The organism is Phormidium sp. CCY1219 (assembly GCF_055795085.1).
On record NZ_JAYFEQ010000210.1, the window covers coordinates 1 to 737 of the forward strand.

Genomic DNA, 737 nt, shown 5'->3' on the forward strand with positions numbered 1-737 from the left:
GCTTGACCCAACGCCGACATCACACCACCGTCATTCCCAGCAGCGGCCACAATCATGACGTTATTCTGACGTGCATACTCGATCGCCGCTCGTTCTTGAGGCGTAAACTCATAACGAGTCGTCACATTCCCCTCAGCATCTATTTGAGTCAAATCCATACTCAAATTCACCACCGCATTGGGTTGACCTGACGCTTTCGCTGCATCCACAAATTCTACTAGCGATTCGGCCCATTTGCCAGAACCGATCGCGCGTCCCGCCCAAATCGGCGCATCGGGATTAATCCCATCAATGCCAATTCCATTGTCTTTTTGAGCGGCAATCAATCCTAACACATGGGTGCCATGTTCGTTGCCTTCACCTTCTGCCAACAACGGGTTATCATCTCCATCCACCCGGTCTTGGCCTAAAATAATCCGGGAATAGTCAATATCGGGATTATTGGCACTAAATCCGGTCTCGATAACACCAACTAATGGTTGAGAAGTTTCGGAAAATTCAAAGGTTTCCGGTTCAGCCGGTGCGGGGGGTGCTTCTCGCACTACCATATCTTCGACTCGCGCAATTAAAGCCGAAGTATTCTCGCTGACGGGAGTTGCATTTTCCTGATTCTTCAAGCTTTCGGTCAGGGTTTCTAGCCGTTCCATTAAGGAAGTGCTAATCGGATTTCCACCGGAAATCTCTGCATCGGCTTCTCGTTGTTTCAAGGTTTGAGTTAAGTTTTCTAACCGAGAAAT

The 737-nt window shown here is 48.7% G+C and carries 1 protein-coding gene; it reads right to left on the bottom strand.

The window, feature by feature from the left end; genetic code table 11:
• A partial coding sequence (locus tag AC0QH1_RS01675; protein WP_324629019.1) for a S8 family peptidase occupies window positions 1–707 on the bottom strand: 707 nt, incomplete at its 3' end.
• Between the last annotated feature and the right edge of the window lie 30 nt (window positions 708–737).